Below are 23,053 nucleotides of genomic sequence, written 5' to 3'. Positions count from 1 at the left end.
TGTGGTGAGGGGCATCGCCGGTATCTCCGGAAGTGTTCGTGAAGGGCTGACTCAACTCATGTCAGCTTGCGAAGATCGGGCCCAGTGAGCCGAGGAACCCGGCTGCGGGCGGCTCAACCGCCGGTGTCGAGGTAACGGTGAACGTACCCGTACCTGTTGTCAGGACGTCACCGGTCACACTGGTGACAGTGCAGGTGACGGTGGTGGTGCCGACGGGGAATACCGTCCCTGAGGCCGGGGTGCAGGTACCGAAGGTCAGTCCGGTGGGCACGGTGGGGGTAGTCCAGGTGGTGGCGGCTGCAGGGGATTCGGCGGTCTGGGTGATGTCGGCCGGCATTGCGGATGTGCCCGTCAGGTTCGCACCGGTGAGGGTGACGCCGGTGAGGGTCGCGCCTTCGAGGTCCGCACCGGTCAGATTGGCGTGGTAAAGATCTGCGGCGGTCAGGTCGGCACCGGTCAGATCCGTGCCCGCGAGGTTGGCGCCGGTGAGGGTTGCACCTGTGAGGTTGGTGCCGGTCAGGTCCCTACCGGAACAATCGGTGAAGCTCTCGGGGGTGGGGCTGGGAACGTAATTTCCGCACACCCTGGCGATGATCTGCGCGGGCGTCTCGGGCGCGGGGGCGATGGTCGCGTTGACCTGCAAGGTCGCGTCGGGGGCGGTGCCGTTGGCGGCGGTGATCGTGAAGGAGATGAGTCCGGGAGTAGTGGGTATTCCGGACAGGACGCCGGCAGTGCTCAAGGTCAAGCCGTCGGGTAGTTCACCGGCAGTGACGCTGACCTGCGGGACAGGTGTTCCGGTGACGGTGAACGTGTGCGGCAATTCGGTTCCGACGGTCCCTGACAACGTCACTGGAGTGCTGTCGGCGAAGGCGGGGGCAGCGGGGGCAGCGTTGACGGTGACGGTGGCGGTACCGGAACCTGTCGTCGGAGTGCCGTTGAACATGCCGATAACGGTGCAGGTGACGGAGGTGCGACCGACCGGGAACGTTGTTCCGGAGGCCGGGGTGCAGATACCGAACGCCAGTCCGGTGGGCATGGCGGGGGTGACCCAGGTGACGGCGGCGCCGTCGGCGGATGCGGCGGTGACCGTGATGTCGGACGGAATTACAGAGGAACCCGTCAGGTTCGCGTCGGACAGTTCCGCGTCGGTCAGGTTCGCGTCGGCCAGGTTCGCGCCAGTCAGGTTTGCATCGGTCAGGTACGCGCGGTTCAGGTTCGCGCCGGACAGGCTCGCGCCGGTCAGGTTCGCGCCGGTCAGGTCCGTGAAGTACAGGTTCGCGCCGGCCAAGTTCGCTCCGGCCAGGGTCGCGCCGTCCAGGTCCGCGCCGTCGAGGGTCGCGTTGGTCAGTGTCGCGTTGGTCAGTCTCGCTCTGGTCAGTTTCGCGAAGGACAGGTTCGCGCCGGCCAGGACCGCGTTGTCCAGATTCGCGTAGTTCAGGTTCAATTTCGCGTTCATGTCGCTCAGTCGTGTTCCGGTCAAGTCTTTACCGGAACAATCGGTGAAACTCTGGGGTGTGGGGTTGGGAACATAGTTTCCACACACCCTGGCAATCGTCTGGGCGGGAGTCTCGACGGTGACTTCGATGGTGAAGTTCAGGACTGTGCCGTACGGGTCGTAGCCGTTACGTGCGGTGATGGTGACGGGGTAGCTACCGGCAGCATCGGGTGTTCCGGTGAGGGTTCTGCCGGTAAGGGTGAACCAGTCGGGTCGGCTGTAGACGGTGAGGGCGAGGGTGGGCTCGGGTATTCCGGTGACATCGAACGTGTAGGTGAAAGGCACGCCGACTCCAGCCTTCAGCGGCGCTTGTGGGGGGTTGGTGAAGACGGGTGCGACAAATAGGGGGTCGACCCTGACGGTGAAGGTACCGGTGCCTGTTGTCGGAGCGCCGTCGAACGAGCTGGTGACGGTGCAGGTCACGGTCGCGGTCGGGAGATAGACGTGGAACATCGTCCCGGAGGGAGGGTCGCACTCGCCGAACGTCAGTCCGACGGGCATGACGGGTGAGCCCCAGGTGACGACGGCGCCGTCTGTGGATTCGGTGGTCGCAGTGATATTGGCCGGAATTGCAGATGTACCGGTCAGTCTCGCATCGGTCAGGTTCACGCCGGTCAGGTTCGCGCCGGCCAGGCTCGCGCCAGTCAGGTTCGCGCGGGCCAGGCTCGCGCGGGCCAGAGTCGCGCCGGTCAGGTTCGCGCGGGTCAGGTTCGCGCCGCCCAGGTTCGCGCCGTCCAGGGTCGCGTCGGCCAGGTTCGCGCCGTCTAGGTGCGTGCCATCCAGCAATGCGTTGGTCAGGTTCGCGCCGCTCAGCGATGCGTTGGTCAGACCCGCGCCGGTCAGGCCCGTGCCGGTGAGGTTCGCGCCGTTCAGTTCCGCGCTGATCAGGGTTGCGCCGTACAGGGTCGAGCCACGCAGGTCCGCGCCGGTCATCTTCGCAAAGTTCAGGTTCACGTCGCCCAGGGTCCAGTTCCTGAGATCCTTGCCAGTGCAATCGGTCGCGTTCCCGAGGGTGGGGTTGGCGACGTAATTTCCGCACACTCTGGTGATGAACTGGACGCCGTTCAGAACCTCGGGCTGGGCCGAGGCGGGTACGACCGCTGTCCCGAACATTATTGAGGCTGCGAGAGCTATCACGCCGAGCGCAGCGCTGATTGGTCTGTGGACCGTGCGCCTACGGGATCGGTGGTGTCCGGTTGTCGTCATCGTGGTGTTGCCTTCTCTGGTGGTGTCCGCAGGGGTGAAGACGGTGAAGAGCCGAGACCGCACACGAAAACGAATAGAAAACCGGATGGTCGGCCCAACGAATTCGCACCATAACAGTGAAAACGAGGGCTTTAGTGGCCACGAAACAAGTTTGGCCGGTAATGGCCAACATCTGCAGATCGCGGCAGCGCATGGCTGTCCAGGCACTCCGCGCTCGAGCCAGTGATGGATTGAGCGTTGGAAGACACGTTCGATGACGCGGCAAACCCGCCGGCGAGGAACCGGGCAGTGAAACAAACATCGGAGACGACATGGATATAGTGCGATTTGTGGCCGGTCTTCGACGATGGACACATTCGGCCATACATCGTTCATGCACCGTGCAGCGCAGCCGTGAGGACCACCCCCGACGCAGGAGCTTGTGAATGAACCGCACCACCGAACTCGCAGAATTCCTCGACATCGCACTGCGCCGCCGGATCGAGACGATCGCCGAACTCGCCGAGGCCACAGGCCGCAGCGTCGAGGCGACGGAGCAGGAAGTCTCGCGACTCAGTGAGCTCGGATTCCTCTCCCTCGCAGACGGAGTCATCACCTATCGGCGCCCTGACGCCACCATCGCCGACGTCACTCACCAGATCCTCACCGGCCTCTCGCATGATCTCGACTCGAGCATTGCGAAGACCCAAGGAATACTCCGCACACTGCCGAAGCTGCTGCAGGCCTGGCAGCACGGCAACACCGATGCCCACGACCTACCCATCGACGTCATGCACGGCCCGTTTGCGGCCCCGGACATGTACCGGCTGCAGGCCGCACGCGCCAAACCCCGCGCCTCCTACTCGTGCCTGCCCGACACCAGACCACTGTTCGAAGTTCTCCGCGCCGCCAACTACGGCTCGTACTGGGAGGACAACGCCGCACCCGGCCACGACATCCGCATGATCGTCAGCGCCGCCGACGCAAACTCCGAGCTCGGACGCAGCCAGATCACGTATGAGATCGACGCCGGCTCGCAGGTTCGGATGCACCCCAACCCACCGAGCTTCTTCTGGATACTCGACCAAACGAGTGTGGGCATCCCCTTCACCTGGGGAGAGGCATGGCCCAGCAGCGTCATGTCGATCCAATCCCCCACACTCGCAGCCACGATGACGTGGATCTACGAGCGCATCTGGGAGGAAGCGGTACCGGTCACCGGACACAATCACTCATGGGAGAACCCGTGGGATCCGATTCTGCGACTGATGAATTCGGGAATGACGATGGAATCCGCATCGACCGCCCTCGGATTGACTGCCCGAACAGGACGGCGTCGGGTCGCCGACGCCATGCGCCACTACGGCGTGTCGAGCCAATTCTCACTCGGCGCCGCCTGGAGCGCCTCACGCGAGCATGCCGTCGGCGCAGCGTCCCTCAACCCGACGCGGCACCCTTCCGCAATATGACCGTATGACGTTGTAGCGCAGCATCTGTCACCCGAAATGCACGCCGTGGCACCCCGGCGTGACATGACGAGGTTGCTCTCTGTCGTGTCGAGGACTCCGGCAGGCTTCGGCGCCGCCGAATGCTGCCGCATTTCGGCCTGGCGTCAACAAATGAAGGTGCGCCGGTACGTCGACGAACACTAGGGGCCACTGCGGCGAGCGGTTGAACGCAGCCAGATTCATTGCCCCGCTCCGGGTCGCGTCCGCCAAGATATCGGCACGGGCAACGCGCGACCCCGGATCGCCCGCGCACCCCGAGGCCGCTAGCGCCCATCCTGCCTATCTCGGTTCTGCGCGGCACGCGACACGGCGACGTCGATGCGCATGTCACCGTTGTCGAGTTCGAGGATCTGCCTGTTGATACGGGGCTCGTGCAGAATTTGAGCGAGCGTCGAGGCGACGTCGCCCCGACTGATCTGTCCGTGTGCTTCAGCAGGTCCGAGTGCGATGAGGCCGGTGCCTGCGTCGTCCGCCAAGAGGGAGGGACGCAGGATGAGCCAGTCGAGGTTGCTGTGGGTGAGAGCGACCTCCGCTTCCTTCTTGGCTGCGAAGTAGTACTCCTCGTCGGCGGGCAGCTGGCGTTCTCTCCACGCCTCAGGGAAGACGGACACGAGTGCGACTCGACGAACGCCGGCCAGATGAGCTGCCTCGATGGTCTTGGTGACACCGTCGCGGTCGACCGCTTCGGTGACGGATCTTCCTCCGCCGTTCGATCCCGCGGCGAACACGATCACGTCTGCGTCGGCGACAGCCGCTGCGACCTCCTGCGGCGTCATTGCGCCCAGATCAGCAACGTGCGTGTCGATGCCGGCGGCGGCGAACTCGGCCTGGTCGCGGGTCGACCGCGTGAGGCCCCTGACGGTATCGCCTCGATCCGTCAGGTGATCGGTGAGTAGCCGGCCGATTCGTCCGGTGATTCCGATGATGAAAATGTTCATCGACTGCCTTTCGATCTTCAGGGTCCTGCTGAGACTCGAGTTTCTGCGACGGCAAAGAATTGCGCCCGTCGAGAAGACGAACTAGAAGCTGCTGCGCCACTCATCGATAACGCGGACAACCTCATCGAGGTTGGATTCGAGAAGAAAGTGACCGCCGTCCACCAACTCGACGCGCGCATGGGGCACGTCCCTCCGGAAAGCTTCGGCACCGGCCGGGCCGAAGATCTCGTCGTTCTCACCCCACACCGCAAGTACGGGGCACCCGGCACAGCGATCATCGTCAGCGTCGCGGCGGAAGCGGCAGGCGACACTATCGAATGGATTCGACAGTCCGCCCTCCCCGTCTCCGAAATCCTTACTGTCACACCCATTGCAGGTGTAGGGCCAAAGGCCGTCTCAAACGCGGCCGCCGCAAACAGCCTTGCCATCGCGATTCGCGACCTCGCCCGCCGCCATGCACGAAAGGGCGACCTGCATCTGTTTCTGATTGGTCCCCTTGGCCTAGCGGTACTCCTTGGACACCACTGGAACAGGCTAACGACCACGCACGTCTACGAACACCTCGGCGGCATCGACTACACGCACGCGTTCACCGTCGAGGCCTGAGACTGGACTGGCCCTGTGCGGTGACCGCGGCTCGGAGGCGGGACCCTACGCTGACATATGGGCAGTCGGTCACGAATCGAGGGTGGGAATTCTCGATTCCATCAGCATTACCTGACTGAACACGCCCACTACGGCCAGAGCGGCGGGCAGCCACGACAGTTCGAGTCCGAGCTCGACCCCGCGGCTCTCGGCCTACCCGCGGCGAGTACTAATGGCTCACGCCAGGCCGCCGCTCACAGGACTTCTGGACTCGCTGATGCAGGCTCGGAGCGATCCCGTAAACAGGGGGGCGCCTGCACATCGGCCCAGATGTTTGAATCAGCGGATGGGAAGCATTGACGCGGTAGAGGTCCATCGGAAGCTGTTCCGAGACAACATTCCTGACGTGATTCTCGCCAACGGTGACCGTCCGCACTGGCGACCTATCGTCGACGATTCGGACTACCCGTCGGCACTGCTGGCCAAGCTTGTCGAGGAGGCTAGGGAGCTGCAGGATGCGTCGCCGGAGAATCGGATCGATGAGTTGGCCGATCTGTTCGAAGTCGCCGCCGCCTTGATGACGGAGATCGGGATAACGAGTTCCGAGGTGAAGGACGGGGCCGACCGGAAGCGCGCAGCCCGTGGTGGCTTCACGAAGCGAATCTGGCTCGATCACGTCGAGATTGGCAAGACGGCAAAGGCGTAGGGCGGGCAGTCTGTCCGACGGAGCTCAGCGGCTTCGCGGACAGCGTGGTCGGCTGCGATGACGTTCGCGAGGTGGGCTCCTTCGTGGGCATCGGCGACTGTGAAGTCGAAAGGTTCCCCGACGCAGGACCTGACCGCACGATCGAGGAGGATTGCGCGCGACAGTTGGCCCGAGATCGTGCAGCCGATTGCCCACCTTGCGACACCCGGGCTCGCGGCGGAGTGGTGTACCCGGGGATCGTCAGCTGAACTTGATCTCGAGCCCGATGCCCAGGATCGCGATCAGCGAGATCGCCGCGGTGAAGACCGTCATGCGGTCGAGGTTCTTCTCGACGACGCTCGATCCGGCCAGGCTCGACTGGACACCGCCACCGAACAGGCTGGACAGGCCGCCGCCCTTACCGCGATGCAGCAGGATCAGCAGGATCAGCAGCAAACTGGTGATGACCAGCAGGACGTCCAGGAGTTGCGGCCGAAGTCTCCTCCATCGCGAAACACGAAGTAGGCCGCGTACTCGGGATTGGCGATCGCAGCCGGCGAAGGCGTCGGGGCGGCCCCTCGTCGGTGCGTCAGGCGCACGTTCACTACTGCGTCGAAGAGCGGGCGGTTCGCGCTTTGAACGTCACTCCTACGGGACATTCAGTCCATGCGTGTGGTCGAATGGGCGGTCATTCGCATCAAGGAGTACGGAGTCGACTATGGACATCCTGTTCTGGCTGTACGACCTCTTCAATGGTGGTCCCCTGACGCCGTTGAACGGCTCGCTTTCGGGCTCGCTACAAGCATCCGCTGCATCGCTCGAGGGGTTCGCGGGATCACTCGGCAGCTTCTCCGGCTCCTAACGAGAGAAGGTGTGGTCCTTTGGGGCATCGCAGCGACATACGCGAAGAACGCGCTCCCCGCGATGGTCTTGGTCTTCATCCTTCGGTTTGCGCGAATACTGGTCTCCCGCCGATGGCGCTTCGATATCATCGGCGGGAGGGGGAGTGAATTATGGAGCGTCTGCGCTCATTCTGTGAAGGATCCGCGCGATGAGCGAGCAGGGGAGTGGTTCGGGTTTAGCTGGGATGCCGACGGTGGTGAAGATCATCCTCGTGTTGATGTTCTGGCCATTCATCCTCGGCTGGTACGCGTTTCCACACGTCAAGCGGTTCTACACCCCATCAGACGCGATGGTCCGGCGACGGCGACGCTTAGGCACCGCCCTGGCTGCAATGGCTATCGGCGCCGTTGCCATCGTGGCGAATGTGATTCAAACCCACTACGTCAACACGCTGCCGTCTATCGCGATACTGCTCGGTGCCGGAGTGTGGGCGGTCTTCGAACGGCGCGGCATACAACGCCTGCTCAACAGTGAAATAGCAGCTCGCGCAGAGATTCAGAACCAGCAGTGGCTCGATGGAGACCCTCTCGGCGTCTACGGAACCCAGATGCCCGACGAACTTCGCTGAAGAACATTGCAGCACAGCGTGTTTAGCGAACCCGCGAGGTGCGGGTGGAATCTCGAAGAACCTCGGGCGGTGGAACGTTGAATCCGTTCATGCCAGGCCACGGTCGGGACATTACGAAGCCTGCCGCAACTGAGCATTTCCGAGGCTGCTCATTCAACTACGTCGTCGCCTACGCAGACGTACTCGCCCAGACTGAGGTGTTCCGGTCGGCGAGTCGGGCGGCGCTATCGGCTCACGACCGTCCGCCCCCTCACTTGGCGATTGGCGCCACACACGGCTCAGCAGTGGTCGAGCAGGCGGGCGGTGAAGTAGCGGTCGTTCCTTGGATGGCATCGGAGACGCCGACCGGATAGTGCAAACTGCACCTGGATTCCCCCGTCCTTGGGCACGGGCTCACCCACAACACCGCTATCGAAGAACGGGAAGAGGCATGACCGGCGAGGGAACACGGTACGAGGTCACTGAGATCAAGGCGATTCGGGGCACTGAGTCGAGAACGATCACAAACAAGCAGTAGGAGGGCTGGGAGCTGGTCACCCAGCAGAAGGGCGGCCTGCGAACCACGATGACCTTCCGTCGACCAAAGTCGAAGACCCCCTGGCGATTGTGGGCCGCACTCGGCGGCGTCGGTGTCATCCTGGCCGGAATCATGACCGTCGGGGCGATACTGGAAGACGACAGCGATCCGTCCACGGCCGATGCTGTAGCGGCCGCGAACGCCGAGCAGTCCCCGCAGCCCGCCCAGGAGTTGCAAGCGGAACCCTCGTCGTCGGCTGACGCGATGATCTGCGACACGACTGGACTGTTCAGTGATCCATGCAAGTTCGGCCAGACCGCGATCTACAGCAGAAGGGCGCGGTCGGGCGAGTTACAGCTGGAGACCACCGTGGGCGCTCCGGTCGAGTTCGAGCTGAGTGAGTTCGCGATCATCCCGTTTGACCTGCCTCGGAATCCCGTGAGCGTCTACTTCCCGGTCACCGTAAAGAACACATCGCCGGAGTCAGCAACACCCAGCATGATCCTCACCCAGGCCACCAACGCCGAGCAGGGCACACACAGCGGCATCTGGAATGTGAGCGACGGCGACGTCGACTCGTTCGCGGTCAGTCGTGGTGTCGGGATGCCTCCTTCGCCCCGCGTAACGGGCACATCAACAGGCTCGCCGAACGCGCACGGAGGCGCGGCAAAGGAATCAGGCGGGCAGGAGCGATCGATGAGAGAGACGCTCAGCAGCTGATGCGGCCCGCGCCCGGGAAGTGCGGTACGGGCGAGGGCGGTTGACAAGCCTCTCCAGGCGTCGGGTCTGCCGCCGTCATCAGGGGAGCACGCCGGTGCGGTCGGTCACCCCGTGCCGGTGGGCGTGTGGGCCCAAGGGCGGCGATACGCACTGCCGCCTCGACGCTCTGCCCGATGCGGCCGGTGAACTCGGTCGCGGTCTGGCCGGGGTCTACCGCGTTGAAGCGGACGTCGGGGATCGTCCTGGCGTACTGCGTGGTCAGCATGGTGACCGCCCTCTTTAACGAGCCGTAGGCAGCGAACGGATACTGCGACTCGACCCCGCTCCGGGTCGTGGGGTCAGCGTGAACGAGCCGAGGCCGCGGGTGACGTTGACGACGGACGGGGCGGCCGCTTTCCGCAGCAGCGGCAGGAACGCGTGCGTGACGCGGACCAGTCCGAGGACGTCGTAGACGTGGCGGATCTGGTCGGCCATCATGTCCTCGGGGGCCGTCACTTCACCGAGGATGCCGGCGTTGTTGACGAGAATGTCCAGGTGGCCAATCCGCGCGCAGCGTCTTGACCGACGCGTCGTCGGTCACGTCCAGCTGGACGAAGTCGGCGCCGAGCCGGTCGGCGGCCTTGCGTCCGTTCTCGGCGTCCCGGGCTCCGATCCAACCCGTCTTGCCCGCCTGGACAAGTCCGCGCGCGATCTCGGGGCCGAGCCCCTGTTGCCGCCGGTGATCATTGTGGTGGTCACATCGTGTCTCTCCTATGCGTGACGTCGGAGCGGGTGCTCCCGCAGAAGCGGTCGCCGGGAGCACCCGCGGGGTAGGTTCGCGCTGGTGCGGCCCGCCGGCGCCGGTGCCGGCGGGCGTCCAGCGCTAGTGGGCGGGACGGAACGGGCGCAGGAGGCGGATGCCGTCCTCGATGGATCCGTCGATCAGTTCGAGCATCTGCGGGATGAGTTCCCGCATTCGGGGCGCGGCGAGGTGGGCGTCGAGGTGGGCGCGGGTCTCCCAGCGTTCGTAGATGACGAATTCGCAGGGCTTGCCCTCGACTTCGTATGCCTCGTAGTCGATGTTGCCCGGGTCGTTGCGTGAGGGGGTGACGGCGGCGGTGATGAACGTCTTGAGGTCGGCCTCCTTGCCGGCCTTGGCCTTCGCGTCCCAGACGACGGTCACGTAGCTGGTGGGTGTTGCGGTCATAATGATTCCTTTTCTGTTCCGTGCTGACAGGCTGTGTGTCGGTACCGGGCCGGTGTCAGCTCTCGATGAAGTCGAGGAGGTCGGCGTTGACGGTGTCGGCGTTCACGGTGCACATGCCGTGCGACAGCCCCGTGTAGACCTTCAGACGCGCGTTCTTGACCAGCGTGACCGCTGTCTCGGCGGAGTTGGCGATCGGGACGATTTGGTCGTCGTCGCCGTGCATGATGAGCGTGGGCACGTCGATCGCCCGGAGGTCGTCGGTGAAGTCGGTCTCCGAGAACGCCTGGATCCCTTCGTAGTGCGCCTGCGCACTGCCGGTCATTCCCTGACGCCACCAATTCTGGATGACGCCCTGGGAGATATCCGCGCCCGGGCGGTTGAACCCGTAGAACGGCCCGGAGGCGAGGTCGAGGTAGAACTGGGAGCGGTTGGTGGCCACGGCCTCGCGGAAGCCGTCGAAGACCTCGGCCGGCAGCCCTCCTGGGTTCGATTCGGTCTGGACCATGAGCGGCGGGACCGCTCCGATGAGGACGGCCTTGGCGACCCGCCCCGCACCGTGCCTGGCGACGTACCGGGCGACCTCTCCACCACCGGTGGAGTGGCCGACGTGGACGACCTCGCGCAGGCCGAGGTGCGCCACCACGGCGGCGGCGTCCGCCGCATAGTGGTCCATGTCGTGCCCGTCGCCGACCTGGGCGGAGCGCCCGTGCCCGCGGCGGTCGTGGGCGATGACACGGTAGCCCCGCTGGACGAGGAACAGCAGCTGGGCGTCCCAGTCGTCCGAGCTCAGCGGCCAGCCGTGGTGGAACATGACCGGCCGGCCCGAGCCCCAGTCCTTGTAGAAGATTTCGGTTCCGTCGCTGACGGTGACGAACGGCATGGTGTGCTCCTCGTGGTCTCGCCCGGGTACCGGGCGGTTTCGATGTCTCCACGAGGATGGCTCGGCCACCGTACCGACAGCTTCCGTCAGCTGACTGACATCCGCCGGCGGATCGCTTACGTCAGTGCCGGGGCAGTGTTGAGACCCGAGCGGTAGCTTTCACGGCTGCGTGGCCGAAGGCGCGGGTGGCAGCGCCTCCAGAGCCTCGCGGAGTTCGGCCCGCGACGTGATCCCCAGCTTCGGGAACACATGGTAGAGATGCGACGAGACGGTCCGCGGCGAAAGGAACAGACGCGACGCGATCTGCGGATTGGACAGCCCCGTCGCCGCCAGCCTGGCGACCTCCAGCTCCTGGGGGGTGAGGGCCTCACCGGCCTTGCCCCGGCCGGTCCGCGTCATGCCGGTGGCGCGGAGCTCCGCAGCGGCCCGGGCCTCCCACGAACGGGCCCCGAGTTCCTCGAAGCGGTCACGGGCGGAGGCCAGCTGCACCCGGGCGTCACGGTTGAGTCCTTGCCGGCGAAGCGCTTCGCCGTACGCCAGACGAGCATGGCCGACCTCGAAGGGCCACTGCTCGACGCCCGGCAGTCCGAGTGCCTCCTCGAAGCACCGGACCATGTCCTCGGCAGTTGATGTCATCGCCGTGACCATGGCCGAGCTCAGCGCGAGTCGCGACGAGAGGTGGCCGACACCGGCGTCGCGCAGCGCGTCCGCGTGCCGTCGCGCCTCCGCGTGCCGCCCGGTGCGCACGGCGGCCTCGACGAGGTCTGGCGCGGACCACACGGCCTCGGGGTTGAACGGCGGCAGCACACCCGGGGCGCAGATCGCTGTGGCGTGCCGGAAGGCCGTCTCGAAGTCGGCGGCGCCGAGGGCTGCCCGGGCCGCCGCCTGGTGGGCGCAGTTCTCCAGCCGTTGCAGTCCCCTGGGCCTCGACCACGCCCAGACTGCTTCACAGTGGCGGCGGCACGCGTCGAGGTCGCCGCGCTGGGCCGCGGTCATTGCGGCGACGTAGTGTCCCACTTGGGCGAACAAGTGGTATCCCGTCTCCTCGGACAGTGCGATGAGCTCGTCCGCGGCGTCGGCCGCCGGCTGCCACCGGCCGGCGTACAGGTTGTCCAGGGCGACGAACATCAGGGCCGGCATGCTCGACCCCACCGCGCCGCCGTCGCGTATGACCCGGGACACGGCCTCACGACAGCCCGGAAGCCGGTCGTGGTACGAGGCGGTCAGGGCGGTGCGAACGACCACGTCGGCGTCACTCTGGTCCCTCAGCCGCGAGATCTCCTCGTCCAGGCGGCGCAGCATGACGTCAGTGACGGAACCGAGGTCGTGGTGAACGCACCCCAGCGATGCCGCGGCGGCGGGCGATGCCTTGGGGAACCGGTCGAGCACATCGACCAGAGGCTGCCAGTGTTCGGGCCGGCCCGAGTACTGGCTGGCGAGGGTGAGAGTGAAGAGCGCGGTCTCCAACTCCTGCGGTGGTTCGGGCATCACCGAGGCCTGCCCGACCGCCTCCATCAGGAGCGCGTGCGCCGTATCGGCATCGCCTTCCGTGACGAGCACGAGGAAGCCGGCCGCCGCGGCCGCCGAGAGCGACCGAGCCGCCGGATCGCCCTCCACCTCACGCATGATCTCGTGGCTGACCTCCAGATGGCCCGCGACCCAGGCAGCGACGTAGGCGGCCTTCGACAGGCGGCGCCTGCGGACCTCTCGGTCGGGACTCAGTTCGGCCGCGCGCCGCAGCCTCGCGATCGCGCCGTCGGCGTCACCGCGTTGCAGGCTGCTCCAGGCCGCCGACTCCACAACGACGGCGACCGTCTCGACGGGCGCCGTCGTGGCTCTCGCGAGGTGATCACCGCGCCGCTCGGGCTGGTCGCCCAGCGCGTCGGCCAGTCGGCTGTGGGCGCTGCGCCGCTGGTCGCCGGTGGAACCGTCGACCACCGCGGACCTGACCAGCGGGTGCCTGAAGCGCACCGCGCGGCCGTTCTCCGCGACCATGACCAGGTGGTCACGCTCCGCCGGGGCGAGTTGCTCGAGGCTGCCCGGCCCACCGGCAGCCTCGAGAATGCCGATGTCGCCGGAACCCTCGAGAGCCGCGAGGAGCAGTACCTCGCGCGTTCTCCGCGGCAATCGTCCGACGCGGGCGCCGTACAGAGCGCGCACGTCCCGCCCCGGGCCGCTCGCCCACCCCGCCCCTAGGCCGTGTTGGTTTTCGCCGGACGCCTCCGTGGACCCGGCAAACTCAAGCAGAGCAAGGGGGTTTCCCTGTGCCTCGTGCGCCACGGCCGAAAGGACCCGGCGGGGAAGGTGGGCGAAGCGCCGGGACAGCAGTCGCAGGGCGTCCGCGTCGTCCAGCGGCGCGATCTCGAGCTCTGGCAGACCGGTGGGCCGGAAGGATTCGTCGGACTCGTCTCGCTGTGCTCCGAGCAGCCCGATGCGGCGACCGCCAAGTCGTCTGGCGACGAAACCCACCGCAGCCTGGCTCGCCTCGTCGACGGCATGAAGGTCATCGACCACCAGTAACAACGGCCGGTCCTTCGCAGCCTCGTCGAACAGGGCCAGTGCCGCGTTCAGGACGGCGATCCGGCTCCCCACGGGCCCGGCGGCGACACCGAGGGCGACCTCAAGAGCCTCCCGCGTGGAACGCGGCAGACGACCAAGCTCGTCCGCCAGCGAACCGACGAGCTGATGAAGCCCCGCGAAGCTGATGTCAGTCTCGTACTCGACGCCGCTCCCGCAGACGACCCGCACTCCCTTCGCCACCGCCAGCTCGGCTGTCGCGTCCAGGAGCGCAGTCTTCCCCACACCCGGATCACCGGTGAGCAGCAGGGCGGCTCCGTTCGTCCCGGCCATGTCCAGGAACGCCGCAAGCTCGGCGAGCTCGCCCTCCCGACCGACCAGTCCGGCCGGGCCGACGCTCATGCCTGCCCTTGACTTCGCCCACATCCGCCGCGTCCTTCGTCGTACCGCGCGAAGCAGTCGAACCACCAGCCGCGCACCTGACCAGCAATTGTCGCATCCACTGGCAAACGAACCGTCAAGCCATTCGCTTCGCCGACACTCGCAGCCCCCAGACGAAGATCACGCAGAACACAGCCGGGCGTTTCAGCCTCACCGCAGCGACAGCACGAAGGTCACGCGGATCATCGCGCCGTCATCCCCCGTCCGGCAAATACCCGGACGATATGGGCGCCTCCGCCGGCAGCCTTCCCGACATTCAGCCCGCAGTGCTGATGGAAGTCGGCGTCATCGGACGGCGGCTCCAGCGGCAGACCCTGCCGGGCACATGGGCGCAGCGACCGAACCGCAGGAGTGCGCTCGAGGACCGGGAAGGGCTTGTCGGCAACGATCAGGTCTGCCTCGTTGATGGTGACGTGGCCCTGCTGCGGAGCCGGAGGCTCCGTGAGGATGTCGTCCAGGGCCAGCGGGTGCGTCCGCGTCTTCGACGTGAACAACGTGCCGCCGTCGTCGAGCAGGTGCACCGAGCGCACGGTACGGGCACCCTCGTACACCGTGCCGGCCAAGCTCCCGAGGCGGCGAGGGTTCCCTCACAGAACTGGCACCGCGGCGCTTTCCCCGCCCTTCCCACGCTCCGGGCTCGCCCCGAGCGCGGTCAGCGTCACCCCGGCTGCCACCGCCAGCGCCGCCACCAGCCCCGCCGCGAGCACCGCCCAGTTGCCCAGGAACGTACAGACGACCACCAGCAGAGCCGTGGCCGGCAGCACCGACTGCTGCGCGATCCCCACCTTGTAGAAGCGCGAGTGCAGCGCCCACACCGTGAGCAGGAACAGCGCTGTCGGCAGTGTCACCGCCGCCGACGCCGACAGCGCCGAAAGGTGCGCCTTGCCCACCGCCTGCTCCACCGCCACCTCCAGGCCGGCCCCAATCGCGGCACCTGAGACGAAGATCAGGTAATGGCCGTAGCCCCATAGGAAGGACTGCCGGTTGGACCGCAGGTGCCCGTGGATGGGGACCGCGAAGTACACCCACCAGGCGGCGAAGATGATCAGCAGTCCGCCGGCGGCGATGGGCACCAACTCACCCAGGGCCTCGTGCTCGTCGATCCCCGACTTCACGGCGACGGTGGCCGCTGCGATGGTCTCGCCGAGCACGATGAGCGTGAGCAGCCCGTACCGTTCGGCGATGTGATGGGGGTGCCAGGGCGTCGGGTGGGCTCGCTCCGCATACAGCGGTACGGCCATCTCCAACAGCGCCATCACCAGAAAGACCCACGGGCGGTCTGCCTCCGGCAGGGCCAGTAGCCCCAGCCAGCCGATCTGGCACAGCCCGATGGCGTACCGCAGCGCCATCGTTCGCTCGGGGCCCTGGCTCGACCGCGCCACGCGCAGCCACTGCGCCGTCATGGCGAGCCGCATGATCACATAGCCCAGGATGACGACCGGGTACGCGTGTTCTTCGAACGCCTGGGAGACGCCCGCCGTCAGGACGAGCACGCCGGCTATCTGGATCAGCGTGACGATCCGGTACAGCACGTCGTCGTTGTCGTAAGCCGAGGCGAACCACGTGAAGTTCATCCACGCCCACCAGATGGCGAAGAAGATCATCAAGTAGTTGAGAATCCCCTCGCCCGTGTGTCCCTCGACTATGGCGTGCACCAACTGGGCGCCTACCTGGGCTATAGCCACGATGAAGCACAGGTCGAAGAAGAGTTCCAGTGAGGAGACGCCGCGGTGGGTCTCGTCGCGTCCTCGCGCAGTGAGCCTGCGCAGCGGTCTGGGGTGTGCGGGCGCCGCGGAGCACACCGGCGGCGGAGCCGGGCTGCTTGTCATCTGCTGAGCCAAGCTCCGAAATGCCGCTGCAGTCGGGGATTGATCTGCCAGACCATCGCCGCTGCCGCCGCCGGGACGAGAACAGCGAGACGCACCGGCAGGTACACATCCTCCAGAACAGGGTTCGTGGCCAGGCCCAGAAGGACGATGGTGGGGTAGATAGCGCACACGGTGAGCAACCACAGCTTCCAACGCCGGACGGCGGCCGGAACGGTGGGGCCGAGCCGGGATTCGGCGTTCGCGAACGCGTTCCGGCTCTGCTCCCGGAGCGTGTCCCGGATGTCTGTCCCTGCCGGTGGGCTTGGCAGCCCAGGACTATCGGCACCGTAGGCATGGGAAACAATTCTCTCGTTCATCGACCACTCCAAATCGAAATGCTGCGTTCTGATTCCATCGGTTCTTGCACAACCGAGGCGATGCTGGCGCTGCGTGATGGACTGCCTGTGCAACAGCGGCAGCAGTGCCAGCTGAACAGCACAGGACTAGATGGTTCACCGCCCGCCGCCGCTGGTGTCTCGCCCCCACTTCGGCCGCATGTCGCTGGGTCTTCGGCCGGAGCGGACAACTCGGCGTTGTATTGCTCAGCCCTGAAACGTTGCGCGATCGGCACCGGTTACTGCGGGTTGCGATCGCGCAGAAGCAAACCGGTGCCTGGCTTCCGCAAGCTCCTCTGCCAGAACGAGACCAAGACCATTCGTCGCGCCGGTGATCAGAATCGACGGCATGGTGCGGCCTCCTTGTGCGGAGCCCGGGCCCGGGCCCGGCGGGCGCCGACCGGGTCATGATCTGATCAGTGAGTGGACTGGGTGTGGTCCTGCTCCACATACACCTTGAGGGCCTGGAACTCCTCAATCGCTCGCGGGCCGCACAGATAGCCGTAACCGCTGCCCTTGACGCCGCCCTCCTCAAAGTCCTCGCTGATGGCTCCCCAGGTGTTGATCCATACAGTGCCGGTACGGATGCGCCGGGCGATCCGGCGGGCCTTCATCGAGTCCGAGCTGAACACCGAGGCGGCCAGGCCGTAGATGGTGGCGTTCGCCTTGGCCACGGCGTCGTCCTCGTCGTCGAAGATCTCGAACGTCTGGACCGGACCGAAGACCTCTTCCTGCACGATCCGGACGTCGGTGCGGTCCACCTCGATCAGGCTCGGCCGGTAGAACGCACCGGCGGCCAGGGGGCCGTCGGTGACCACGCCGCCGCGCAGCAGTACCGTGCCGTACGAGGTGGCTTCCTCGACGATCGCGTCCATCCGCTGGGCGGACGCCCTGTCGATCACCGGGCCGAGCTGGGCATCCTTGTCGTCGCCCGAGCCGAGCCGCACCTGCGCGAGCGCGTTGGTGAGTCGGGTGCGCACCTGGTCGGCGATGTCCCGGTGAACCAGTACACGGGAGCCGGTGCAGCAGAACTGCCCGTTCATCAGCACCAGCGACTGCACCACGGTCGGGATCACCATGTCCAGATCGGCGTCGGGAAAGATCACCATCGGAGCCTTGCCGCCCAGTTCCAGCCCGAGCCGCTTGAGCGTGGTGGAGGCTGCGGCCGCGATACGACGCCCGACCGGCGTGCTGCCGGTGTAGTTGATCACGTCGACCTTGTCCGAGGAGACTAGGAACGGTGCCCCGGTGTTGCCGGACTCAGTGAACACGCTGAGCACGCCCGCCGGGATCTCCGTGACCGAGGCCAGGACCTGCGCGAAAAGCTCATTGGTCAGCGCCGTCTGAGCCGGAAGCTTGACGACGACAGTGCAGCCGGCGGCCAGCGCCGGGCCCAGTGCCCGCACGGTCAGCATGATGGGGGAGTTCCAGGGAGAGATGATCCCGGCGACACCGAGCGGCTCGGGCACCGTGTGGGTGTACTGGCCAGGTGCCGTCTCGGCGGCGCGCCCGGTGTTCTGGGTGTGCGCAGAGGCCGCCGCGTACCGCAGCCACCCGACCGCGCCGCTGACTTCCCATGTGGTCTCACCCAGTAGCTTGCCGTTCTCCCGGGACAACATGGCCGCAACCTCGGGCACCCGGGCCTCGAGGGCGTCGGCCAGTCGACTGAGTGCGGTCGCCCGAAGCGAGGGATTACGCGGCCATTCGGTGGTCTCGAACGCGGCGGCGGCGGCGTCCACTGCGGCCGAGGCCTCCGCCTCGCCACCGTCGTAGAACGAGCCGACGACTGTGCCGTCGGCCGGGTTGATCGATTCCAGAACAGAGCCGGAGCCGGTCCACTGTCCGTTGATCCAGTGCTGCGCGATGGTGTTCATGGTGTGCTCCTCGTGGTCTCGCCCGGGTACCGGGCGGTTTCGATGTCTCCACGAGAATGGCTCGGCGACCGTGCCGACAGCCTCCGTCAGCTGACTGACATCCGGCTGACGGCTCGCTTAGAAGCCGTTGTCTTTCCGAGAATGGCGGGCGTGTTTCCGCTGTTCAGGTGTGGGGCGGTGTTTCGCGGCGGGGACGAGGTGTCGTGTCGTCTCTTCGGCGGAGGTGCTGGGATGCCATGGTTACAGCGTCGACAGCCGCTCCTCCTCCGTCTTCCGTTTCGCGGTGTTTAGCAACCGGGTGGCCATCAGGACCTGGAACAGGTCCAGGGCCTCGTCGGTCGCCTTCTCCTCCATGTTCCGCATCACCGCGGTGAGCATCGCCGTGCGCTTCGGTTCCGCCGCCCGCGCGCTGGGCCACCCCAAACAGCTCGGTGGTGCCGGACGACCAGCCCCATCCGTTCATCGATGGCGTCCCCGTCGGCACCAACTACTGCATGCGAGCCTGGCACGTTCATCATCTACGAGCGCTACGAGCAGCGCGAGCTGCTCGACGCCCATCTGGGGGCACTGCGGATGCGGGAACTCTTCCCGCAGATGCTCGAATTGATCGACGGTTCCATCGAGGACGGCATCCGGCTGCTCCGACCGTTCCGGCCCCACCCACTAGAGGCGTCCTCGTCGGAGAGGACTTCCGCCAGATGACGACGGCGAGTAGCGCCACCACTTCCATCACGAACGTCTCCATCACGAACGTTGCAGGTGCCCCGCCCAGTTCTTTGTGGGGGCCGGCCGTCCGCGGGCTGCACACCCGCCGGCCTGCGAGCTGTATGGCGTTGTAGCCGAAGCGGGTAATGGTTTCATCTCTTAGGGTCCCGGTGGGGAGTGGGCGGGCGCTTGGTCGACCCTGCTCAGTTCCTTCGAACGATCGGGCGCAGTCAGTGTCGTTGAGTGGGTAGTTCTTCACGTACGTGGCATAGGCGTGGCAACGTGAAATCTCACTTCATTTGATGGTAGGGGTGTTCGCGACAGCGTGTGGTGCTTCACCACGGCACGATTCCGTTGTCGTCGAAGAATCCTCCGCGTGGTCCGTCATCGGGGAGGGTTGCGAGCCTGATCGCAATAGCGGCGCCCTCCTCGGGCGTCCGCGTAGATTGGTGTCCGGTGAAGTCGGTGGCGACGTAACCCGGGCAGCACGCGTTCACGATGATGCCGGTGTCGGCGAGTTCTCGCGCGTACTGTGCCGTGATGCTGTTGAGCATCGTCTTCGACGGCGCATAGGCGGCCATCTGCGGACCCGTCTGCAGTGCAAGTGATCCCATGTTGCTTGAAACATTCACGATCCGTGGTGCGGGTGATCGACGCAACAACGGGACGAATGCGTTGGTCACTCGTATGACACCGAACACGTTGGTATCCAGAACTGTTTGTAGAACGTCGTGATCGAGGGTGGTCGGATTCTGCGCGCCGGAACTGGTCCGGCCACCGATCCCGGCATTGTTGACGAGAACATCGAGACGATCGAACTTCTCCGCGGCTGCGGAGACACTGTCGGCGTCCGTCACATCGAGCACCACCGCCACTGCATCGAGTCCACGCTCTCTCAGCTGTGCCGCAGCGGTGTTGCCTCGCTCCTCGTCGCGTGCACCGATCACGACCTTGAAGCCGAGTCTGCTGAGGCCCTCGGAGATGGCGAAACCGATTCCCTTGTTCGCGCCGGTGACCAGCGCAGTTTTCGTATCGTTCACGACAGCCATGTTCGATGCCTGGGGCGCAGCTGTCCATTACCCTTTCCGGCGATGGTGATACCTACCGGGTATTAAGGTGGTCGAGTGGAGGATCTCGAGACACGTCAGCTGCGCTACTTCCTTGCCGTCGCCGAGGCTCTCCACTTCGGACGAGCCGCCGACAAGCTGCACATCGCTCAACCTCCGTTGTCGAGGGCGATCCGACAGCTCGAACATCAACTCGGAGTTCAGTTGTTCGTGCGTGACCGTCGCGGTGTCTCGCTCACCGAAGCCGGATCTGTGCTCCATCGGGAGGCGCGTATCGCTTTGGATGCAGTCGCCGCTGCCGGGCGGCTGACCGTTCGGGCGTCGACACCTCTTGTTCTGGCCACGAAAGCAGGGGCGTCCCATGGTCTGCTGCAACGACTACTCGAACAGCATCCCGACCCGATCGATGTTCTGCTGTGCGAGGTTGGCGAACAAGCGGGTTTGCTGCGTGACGGCAGCGCGGACGTGGCGATCATGCATCGTCCTGTCGACGATCTGACCGGCTGTCGATACCGAGACCTCGTCACCGAGGGCCAGGTTGCAATACTCCCCGGCAGACACCCGCTCGCCTCACGGACTGAACTGACTCTGGCAGAGGTCAGCTCGGTGCCTGATCTACCGATGGCGCGGTGGCCACGCTTGGACGGCAGTTACCCCGACGGACCGGGACCCGAAATTCACACGCAATCCGCTTTGGCGCAGTTGGTGTCGCTCGGCAGGACCGTAATTGTCATTCCGGCGTCGAGCAGGGCGTGGCAGTGGCCGGATCACGTTGCGGTACCCGTTGTCGACGCACCGCGCATCACAACGGTGCTGGCGTGGCGATTCTATTCAGAAACTGTTGCAGCACTTGAGAAAACGGCAGAGGGGCTAGGCGAAATCTCGACCGATCCGTCCCCTTCGACGCGACCGACATTGGTTGCCGGCCCTTGACTGATAGCACCGCAGGTGCCGCACCGGACCCAGAATCCGTTGTAGTCGCGGGAACTTTTGGCTGGCCATGGGTCGGCGCCGGCAAGTTGCCCGCCGAACCTGGGTCCGAAGACGCCTGCTCAGTGCCCGTAGGTCGTGTCAGTTTTTCCGGTGGATCCGGTTCTGGTGCATCGGTTTAGTCTCACCCGGGGCGACCCCGCCTTCGAACGTGATGGCGAATTCGTTGAGTGCAGGCTTCCACCCTGCTGCCCATCGTGGTCTTCCTGTCCCGGGTGCAGTGCCCGTGTCGCCAGAAACAGGCACTTGATCTCGGCTTGCTCGTTGGGGGAGTGCCCGCGGGCGCGGATCGCACGCCGATATCTCGCGTTGATCAACTCGATCGCGTTAATACTACAGATGACTCGCCTGATTTCCGGGTCGTAGTCGAGGAACGGCACGAACCCGCTCCAGGCGCTGCGCCACAGCCGGACGATCGCCGGGTATCGCGGGCCCCAGTTGGTGACGAACTCGTCGAACCGCTGTTGCGCCGCGGCCTCGATGGCTGCGGCGCAGACCGGACGCAGTTCCCGCGACATCTCGTCCCAACAGCAGCGTGATGCATAGCGGAAGGTGTTGCGGAGCAGGTGGATCCCGCAGGTCTGGACGAGCGCTAGCTCCCAGAACTTGGTGATCGCCCTGGGTAACCCTTCCGCCCGTTGCAGACCACGGTGCACACGTCCCCGGTGTCGCGGTTCTTGATCTCCGTCAGCACGGCGAGCCAGAACTTCGCGCCCTTGCCGCCGTCACCGGCCCACAGTCCCCGGGGGTCCCTCACTGCACGCAGTGTTTGGGCGCGGATGTCGCGGTGCCCGTCCACGCTCACCCCGATCGCCACATAGACCGGCCGGTTCGTGACCTGGCCGTCGCGGACCTTGACGTGGATGGCATCGATGAACTTCCGCCGGATACACCGAATCCAACAGTCATGCTGCCCATTCGGTCATCTCGGCGAGCGCCTTGTCGGTGGGGGCGCCTCCCTGCACGCAGGGGAGAGTCCTCTGGGATGGTGGGCATCGGTTGAGGCCCTGATCGGCAGGATATGCCGCGTGTCGGTCCCGCACCGAGGATGGGCCACCGCGTAGAGGTGAACGAGTTACCGACCAAAGTGACTCGACTCGAAGGACCACTCGATGACCCATGAGCATTTGCACTGCTGGCCCGCCTCAACGCCCTCAAGGGCGCCGATGTGGCGTCCGTGTTCGCCGAACTGATCCGCGCCGGCCTGCAAGAACTGATCGAGACCGAGGCCACCGAAACGTTGGGCGACGGCCGCTACGAACGCACCGAGGGCCAGATCACGCATCGCAACGGGCACCGGTCGAAGACGATGTCGACGACCAGCGGCGACGTCGACCTGAAGATCTCAAGCTCCGCGCGGGATCGTCCCGTCGCTGCTCGAACGCCGCCGGCGGATCGACAAGGCCCTGCATGCGGTGGTCATGGATGCGTATGTGCACGGCATCTCAACCCGCAGCGTCGACGACCTCCTCGACCTCGACGCGACCTATTGCCAACATGCGGGTCGGGGCGCATGTGGTCTCCCATGCCTTGGTGGTGGCGACGGGGATGTCATCGACGGCACCCGGGGGGTCCTCGGGACTGCGGTCGGCGACTCGGAGTCGTTCGAGTTCTGGCGTGAGTTCCTGGTCGGGTTGCGGGGACGCGGTCTGTCGGGAGGGCACCTGGTCGTCTCTGAAGCGCATGCCGGGTTGAAGCTGCTGTGACACAACAGTTCAGTGGTGCTTCGTGGCAGCGCTTCCGGGTGCACTTCATACGGAACTTTCAGGCTGCATTCAGAACCGCGGCGGCGAGGTAGAAGGGGTACCGCTCACGCCCTCGTCACGCGCATGGCCAGCTCGGCCACGCGGCGCAGCTGCTCCTCATCGGCGCCGTCGCGAGCGTAGGACGACAGGCCCACGAGCAGAGCGTGGGTGAAGGCGGCGAGTGCTTCGGCGTCGATGCTCGTTTCCGTGTCGATTGCGACTTTCCGTAGTTGATCTGCGGTGATTGCGCGGTTCTGGTTGCGATTGCCGGTGAGCTCGGGTGCGCTGTTGACGAGGCATCCGCGCGGATGTGCTTCGCTGGCGTACTCCTGGCATGCACG

Annotated in this window: 23 protein-coding genes and 3 pseudogenes; 10 read left to right on the top strand and 16 right to left on the bottom strand. The window is 65.7% G+C overall.

Translation table 11 applies throughout. The annotated features are described in order from the left end of the window. Nucleotides 1-61 precede the first annotated feature (61 nt). A complete protein-coding gene (locus C8K36_RS23705; RefSeq protein ID WP_181319704.1) occupies nucleotides 62-2,449 on the bottom strand; it encodes a pentapeptide repeat-containing protein in 2,388 nt (795 codons plus the stop codon). 94 nt (nucleotides 2,450-2,543) lie between these two features. On the opposite strand from C8K36_RS23705, the gene C8K36_RS24955 reads away from it, so the two are divergent. Together C8K36_RS24955 and C8K36_RS23700 are read left to right on the top strand one after the other, a co-directional pair. Beyond that, nucleotides 2,544-2,927, top strand: coding sequence for a hypothetical protein (locus C8K36_RS24955; RefSeq protein WP_181319703.1), 384 nt, complete (start codon nucleotides 2,544-2,546; stop codon nucleotides 2,925-2,927). 199 nt (nucleotides 2,928-3,126) lie between these two features. Beyond that, nucleotides 3,127-4,149, top strand: a complete 1,023-nt coding sequence (locus C8K36_RS23700) for a helix-turn-helix transcriptional regulator (protein ID WP_107987489.1) — start codon at nucleotides 3,127-3,129, stop codon at nucleotides 4,147-4,149. A 302-nt stretch (nucleotides 4,150-4,451) separates the two neighbouring features. Here the strand turns inward: C8K36_RS23700 and C8K36_RS23695 are convergent, their stop codons facing one another. Both C8K36_RS23695 and C8K36_RS25515 read right to left on the bottom strand, forming a co-directional pair. Continuing rightward, nucleotides 4,452-5,126 (bottom strand): NAD(P)H-binding protein, encoded by a 675-nt coding sequence (locus C8K36_RS23695; protein ID WP_107987488.1) that lies wholly within the window; start codon nucleotides 5,124-5,126, stop codon nucleotides 4,452-4,454. Nucleotides 5,127-5,207: 81 nt separating this feature from the next. Next, entirely contained in the window at nucleotides 5,208-5,456 is a 249-nt protein-coding gene (locus tag C8K36_RS25515) for an alpha/beta fold hydrolase (RefSeq protein WP_420910940.1), read from the bottom strand. Here C8K36_RS25515 and C8K36_RS23685 point away from each other — a divergent pair. Both C8K36_RS23685 and C8K36_RS23680 read left to right on the top strand, forming a co-directional pair. Then, entirely contained in the window at nucleotides 5,400-5,732 is a 333-nt protein-coding gene (locus C8K36_RS23685) for an SAVED domain-containing protein (RefSeq protein ID WP_420910939.1), read from the top strand. The genes C8K36_RS25515 and C8K36_RS23685 overlap by 57 nt on opposite strands. 325 nt (nucleotides 5,733-6,057) lie before the next feature. Beyond that, nucleotides 6,058-6,417 carry a nucleoside triphosphate pyrophosphohydrolase gene (locus C8K36_RS23680; RefSeq protein WP_107987487.1) on the top strand — a complete coding sequence of 120 codons (360 nt, stop codon included), beginning with the start codon at nucleotides 6,058-6,060 and terminating at the stop codon, nucleotides 6,415-6,417. Nucleotides 6,418-6,657: 240 nt separating this feature from the next. Here the strand turns inward: C8K36_RS23680 and secG are convergent, their stop codons facing one another. Then, complete coding sequence (secG, locus tag C8K36_RS23675) at nucleotides 6,658-6,879, bottom strand: preprotein translocase subunit SecG (RefSeq protein WP_084845399.1); 222 nt, start codon at nucleotides 6,877-6,879, stop codon at nucleotides 6,658-6,660. A gap of 235 nt (nucleotides 6,880-7,114) precedes the next feature. On the opposite strand from secG, the gene C8K36_RS24950 reads away from it, so the two are divergent. The 3 genes from C8K36_RS24950 to C8K36_RS23665 all read left to right on the top strand — a co-directional run bounded on the left by C8K36_RS24950 (nucleotide 7,115) and on the right by C8K36_RS23665 (nucleotide 9,104). Then, nucleotides 7,115-7,258: a hypothetical protein gene (locus C8K36_RS24950; RefSeq protein WP_175279104.1), complete on the top strand. Its 144-nt coding sequence runs from the start codon at nucleotides 7,115-7,117 to the stop codon at nucleotides 7,256-7,258. 189 nt (nucleotides 7,259-7,447) lie between these two features. After that, nucleotides 7,448-7,867: a hypothetical protein gene (locus tag C8K36_RS23670; RefSeq protein WP_146176533.1), complete on the top strand. Its 420-nt coding sequence runs from the start codon at nucleotides 7,448-7,450 to the stop codon at nucleotides 7,865-7,867. A 604-nt stretch (nucleotides 7,868-8,471) separates the two neighbouring features. After that, a complete protein-coding gene (locus C8K36_RS23665) occupies nucleotides 8,472-9,104 on the top strand; it encodes a hypothetical protein (protein ID WP_107987485.1) in 633 nt (210 codons plus the stop codon). Nucleotides 9,105-9,383: 279 nt separating this feature from the next. Here C8K36_RS23665 and C8K36_RS25315 read toward each other — a convergent pair whose 3' ends face one another. The 9 genes from C8K36_RS25315 to C8K36_RS24620 all read right to left on the bottom strand — a co-directional run bounded on the left by C8K36_RS25315 (nucleotide 9,384) and on the right by C8K36_RS24620 (nucleotide 18,628). Next, nucleotides 9,384-9,599, bottom strand: a complete 216-nt coding sequence (locus tag C8K36_RS25315) for a hypothetical protein (protein ID WP_354371553.1) — start codon at nucleotides 9,597-9,599, stop codon at nucleotides 9,384-9,386. Between the two features lie 367 nt (nucleotides 9,600-9,966). Then, nucleotides 9,967-10,290, bottom strand: a complete 324-nt coding sequence (locus C8K36_RS23655; protein WP_084845402.1) for a putative quinol monooxygenase — start codon at nucleotides 10,288-10,290, stop codon at nucleotides 9,967-9,969. Nucleotides 10,291-10,345: 55 nt separating this feature from the next. Beyond that, entirely contained in the window at nucleotides 10,346-11,170 is an 825-nt protein-coding gene (locus tag C8K36_RS23650; RefSeq protein ID WP_084845403.1) for an alpha/beta fold hydrolase, read from the bottom strand. Nucleotides 11,171-11,329: 159 nt separating this feature from the next. Beyond that, nucleotides 11,330-14,089, bottom strand: coding sequence for a helix-turn-helix transcriptional regulator (locus C8K36_RS23645; protein WP_258195574.1), 2,760 nt, complete (start codon nucleotides 14,087-14,089; stop codon nucleotides 11,330-11,332). A 221-nt stretch (nucleotides 14,090-14,310) separates the two neighbouring features. After that, entirely contained in the window at nucleotides 14,311-14,691 is a 381-nt protein-coding gene (locus tag C8K36_RS23640) for a hypothetical protein (RefSeq protein ID WP_041674196.1), read from the bottom strand. A 24-nt stretch (nucleotides 14,692-14,715) separates the two neighbouring features. Next, nucleotides 14,716-15,957 carry a low temperature requirement protein A gene (locus C8K36_RS23635; protein ID WP_107987483.1) on the bottom strand — a complete coding sequence of 414 codons (1,242 nt, stop codon included), beginning with the start codon at nucleotides 15,955-15,957 and terminating at the stop codon, nucleotides 14,716-14,718. Further along, on the bottom strand, nucleotides 15,954-16,313 hold the full coding sequence (locus C8K36_RS23630) for a hypothetical protein (RefSeq protein ID WP_069854911.1): 360 nt from the start codon (nucleotides 16,311-16,313) through the stop codon (nucleotides 15,954-15,956). The genes C8K36_RS23635 and C8K36_RS23630 overlap by 4 nt, the downstream gene beginning before the upstream one ends. Nucleotides 16,314-16,747: 434 nt before the next feature. Next, on the bottom strand, nucleotides 16,748-18,205 hold the full coding sequence (locus tag C8K36_RS23620) for an aldehyde dehydrogenase family protein (protein ID WP_175279105.1): 1,458 nt from the start codon (nucleotides 18,203-18,205) through the stop codon (nucleotides 16,748-16,750). A 240-nt stretch (nucleotides 18,206-18,445) separates the two neighbouring features. Further along, nucleotides 18,446-18,628: a hypothetical protein gene (locus C8K36_RS24620; protein WP_139812477.1), complete on the bottom strand. Its 183-nt coding sequence runs from the start codon at nucleotides 18,626-18,628 to the stop codon at nucleotides 18,446-18,448. 42 nt (nucleotides 18,629-18,670) lie between these two features. Here C8K36_RS24620 and C8K36_RS23615 point away from each other — a divergent pair, with 42 nt between their 5' ends. Then, complete coding sequence (locus C8K36_RS23615; protein ID WP_233285159.1) at nucleotides 18,671-18,907, top strand: putative quinol monooxygenase; 237 nt, start codon at nucleotides 18,671-18,673, stop codon at nucleotides 18,905-18,907. A gap of 338 nt (nucleotides 18,908-19,245) precedes the next feature. Here C8K36_RS23615 and C8K36_RS23610 read toward each other — a convergent pair whose 3' ends face one another. Continuing rightward, nucleotides 19,246-19,959: an SDR family oxidoreductase gene (locus tag C8K36_RS23610; RefSeq protein WP_107987482.1), complete on the bottom strand. Its 714-nt coding sequence runs from the start codon at nucleotides 19,957-19,959 to the stop codon at nucleotides 19,246-19,248. A gap of 75 nt (nucleotides 19,960-20,034) precedes the next feature. Here C8K36_RS23610 and C8K36_RS23605 point away from each other — a divergent pair, with 75 nt between their 5' ends. Beyond that, entirely contained in the window at nucleotides 20,035-20,910 is an 876-nt protein-coding gene (locus tag C8K36_RS23605; RefSeq protein ID WP_107987481.1) for a LysR family transcriptional regulator, read from the top strand. A 138-nt stretch (nucleotides 20,911-21,048) separates the two neighbouring features. On the opposite strand, the pseudogene C8K36_RS23600 reads toward C8K36_RS23605, so the two are convergent. After that, nucleotides 21,049-21,914, bottom strand: a pseudogene (locus C8K36_RS23600) (IS256 family transposase); the annotation flags it as partial. A gap of 165 nt (nucleotides 21,915-22,079) precedes the next feature. Between C8K36_RS23600 and C8K36_RS23595 the strand changes: the two are divergent. After that, nucleotides 22,080-22,759 (top strand): annotated as a pseudogene (locus C8K36_RS23595) (transposase); the annotation flags it as partial. Between the two features lie 18 nt (nucleotides 22,760-22,777). Here C8K36_RS23595 and C8K36_RS23590 read toward each other — a convergent pair. Beyond that, a pseudogene (locus C8K36_RS23590) lies at nucleotides 22,778-23,053 on the bottom strand (TetR/AcrR family transcriptional regulator); the annotation flags it as partial.

The sequence above is a fragment of the Rhodococcus sp. OK519 genome, assembly GCF_003051005.1.
Classification (GTDB): Bacteria; Actinomycetota; Actinomycetes; order Mycobacteriales; family Mycobacteriaceae; genus Prescottella.
The sequence above is the reverse complement of the archived record's forward strand: the minus strand, read 5'-3'. Positions and strand labels throughout refer to the sequence as shown.